Below are 2932 nucleotides of genomic sequence, written 5' to 3' on the forward strand. Positions count from 1 at the left end.
CTCCTTCTCTCCCCCCTTTCTCCCTCTTTAGCTCTTCCAGAAGTCCTCTAACTTTCCAGTATTTCTTTCCCTCGTCCAAAGGTATGAGTATTGGAAGTTCTTCAACAAACTTCTTAATTGTAGGATCGTAAATCCACTTCTTCCCCTTAACCGTGATGATTAACCAAGCGTGATTTCTTACTTTCACTCCGTCCTTATAGACGTCTCCAAAGACTACGGCTGGATTGTAATCATTCAGCTTCTTCTTTGCATAGATGGATGCAAGATAGCAAGCTCTCTTACTGCGGATGATCTTCTTGACATAATTTTGTACATCTTTGATAAGCTCTTTGATTTTGTCCTTGTCGCTCTCGCTCTCGCCTATACCTTTCTCCTCTTCCTTCTCTTTCTTATCCTTCTCCTCCCCTCCTTCCTTCCTCTCCATTTTCTTTAAGCCCTTCTTTACAAGCTGAGCGGTGATGGTTGTGAGGATAACCTTAGGGATTACCTCAACAAGCCCTAACTCTTCTCTCTCCTTTTTCAGCTCTTTCAACCTCTTGAGCACTGCTGACAAAATATTTTTCTGCCCTTCTGCGAGTGTGTAAGCTGCTTTTATGTCTTTCTCCTCTGCCCCAGGATGTATGCGAAGCACCGCATCTCTGAAAGTTTCGTAGCCTACTTCACTCATCTCTACCACCACCATCACCCGTAAATCCAATCTCTCACACAGTATTTACCTCCAATCAAAAAAAGCCTTCGTCCGTCTGGCGAGGCACAAAGCAGAGGCTCAGAGCCAGGCTCAAAGCGAACTCCCCAGTCGCCGAAACGGTGAACATACTCTTGTTGCTTCTTCTTCGTTGGTGGCGCTGGACGATACATGATTGCCGTACATCTGCCTAAAACAACCAATACTTTCGGGATCTCTCGCTCCACACGAACCTTGATTATCTTATCTGCTGGGACGCCATGAAAGGTCTCTCGGAGCTTCAGCGCCCGCTCCAACTCTTTTTCTGCCATTTCAGCATCGACCGCTTAAACCTCTAGGAGCGCCTTTAATCTTTTGATTTCTCTTTCAATCTCTCTTTTTACTTTCTCTACCTCTTTATGTGCCGACTTTTGAATTAGCGCAGAAAGTCGTTTGCACAACCTTATCTTTTCCTCTTTTGTCAGTCTTCGTATGAATTTGACGAAGGCAGGGTCGCCTCCATAGTATATCTTCCAGCCATGAGGAGTGCGAACACACTTTAGATAACGCTTTGATGAGACGAAGACTACAGCTTTCCCCCTCATTTCCCCTCACTCACCAAGCTATCCATGTGTTTCCTCGCCTCTTCAAGTGAACGGAACAGAATACACTCCATCTCTCCCTCCTCTTTAGTTTTTTCTCCGATTTTGAGGCTGTAATAACCCTTTATAGTTTCCAACCCCACTCACACCTCCTAACTCACTACCTGAGCCTCCCAAACTATTTTAACATTTCCTGTGCCTGAAGCGGGTGCAGAAGCGAACTTAACCCTAATTTTTGTGTTGTCCGCAGGATCAACATAGCCTATGCATGGCGAGGCTGCTATTGCATCTGATGAGATGGGTGATACTTTCACAACGATTTTTGATGGGTCTGTGACGGCTAAGCCGTGATCTCCGATGAGGAAGTCTGTTGTTGTGCCGTCGCCGTCGAAGGTTGCGGTGCCTGAGTTTTCGGTGATGTAGCCGATACAATATTTAATAAACGCTGTGGAAGCATCAATACCGCTAGTTAGATTATTTCTGACATCACATGCTATAATTCTTATATTACTCACCGGCGCTGCAGAGATGCCACATCTCTGATTAGAATAATTAATATTCTTAGCTGCAGCACCCAGTATTAATACATCACCACCACCATAACCTATTCGTATGCCATCGTACGCATTTTCACTATCTAAACTGTTATCATTGTATTCCCCTCCTAAAACATAGACATCGTGTGTGTCGATGTATAAACCGTATCGCCGGTTTTCCGTCCCTCTACAATTATTTATATGTATTTGATTGCCGCCAACTACTTGTATTCCATCATAGCCTTTGTTTGTAATTAGACCGTGTATTTTTATACTGTATCCATCTTCGATTTTTAATAAGATTGATGGGCAATCGAATATTGATCCACCAAACCATCTTATCGATTTTATTAATCCTCCAGACATAAAATGAACAACCGGAGCTGCAATATTCACACCCTCGGTTCCGGATCTGATATCTTTTATTTCAAAGCCTACTGCATCCTTGAATGCGATTGCGGTGTTTCTATTTCCCGAATCTGTATTAAATACTTCTAAGTTGTAAATCACTGCACCAGAATTGTGTCGCCCCGAACTCGAAACATCAAAGAAAACACTATAAGTATTATTATCTTTGTATCCACAATCTCTTATACAGATGTTATACCAATATATATTATACATTCCTTTTACATGAATACCGTAGCCGTTAGTATTTAATAATGTAATGTTTTTAAGTATAGAGCAAGACTTATCCTCAAGTAAAATTAGTGTGGTATCAGAATTACGGCCATCTATAAGCAGATTTTGTAATTTCACATTATGCCCCTCCGTCTTGAATACATAACTAGCTGAAGTATTTGCTTTAACTCTCTGCATGCTTGGATAAGTTGTCCCCGTCTGATGCGCATCACCAATTATTGTTATATTATCTTTTATATCAACATTTCCAAGAATTAGATCGTGTGCTTTTATTTTAATAATACCACCATACGTTGGCATACTATCAATCGCACTCTGTATCACACTTGCATCATCCACTCCAGCTTCTCCTGATGCAATTGTCTTACCATCTGAGTCTTCAGCCCATACGGTAGAGCCATCTTTGCAGACAATCGCAGAGTATGGCGCTACTTTCTTCTTCCAGTCTTGCATTACTGGATCGTAGGTGTACTCAACGCCAGTGTCCT

5 protein-coding genes are annotated in these 2932 nt (G+C 42.2%); all 5 read right to left on the reverse strand.

Annotated elements, in window-relative coordinates; all coding sequences use genetic code 11:
• Nucleotides 1–667: hypothetical protein (locus J7J01_08195; protein MCD6210847.1), on the reverse strand; the 667-nt coding region annotated here is incomplete at its 3' end.
• A gap of 14 nt (nt 668–681) precedes the next feature.
• Complete coding sequence (locus tag J7J01_08200; protein ID MCD6210848.1) at nt 682–996, reverse strand: hypothetical protein; 315 nt, start codon at nt 994–996, stop codon at nt 682–684.
• A 15-nt stretch (nt 997–1011) separates the two neighbouring features.
• Nucleotides 1012–1269 carry a hypothetical protein gene (locus J7J01_08205; GenBank protein MCD6210849.1) on the reverse strand — a complete coding sequence of 86 codons (258 nt, stop codon included), beginning with the start codon at nt 1267–1269 and terminating at the stop codon, nt 1012–1014.
• Nucleotides 1266–1403, reverse strand: a complete 138-nt coding sequence (locus J7J01_08210) for a hypothetical protein (GenBank protein MCD6210850.1) — start codon at nt 1401–1403, stop codon at nt 1266–1268. The genes J7J01_08205 and J7J01_08210 overlap by 4 nt, the downstream gene beginning before the upstream one ends.
• 15 nt (nt 1404–1418) lie before the next feature.
• Nucleotides 1419–2932: right-handed parallel beta-helix repeat-containing protein (locus J7J01_08215; protein ID MCD6210851.1), on the reverse strand; the 1514-nt coding region annotated here is incomplete at its 5' end.

The organism is Methanophagales archaeon, from assembly GCA_021159465.1.
GTDB lineage: Archaea > Halobacteriota > Syntropharchaeia > Alkanophagales > Methanospirareceae > G60ANME1.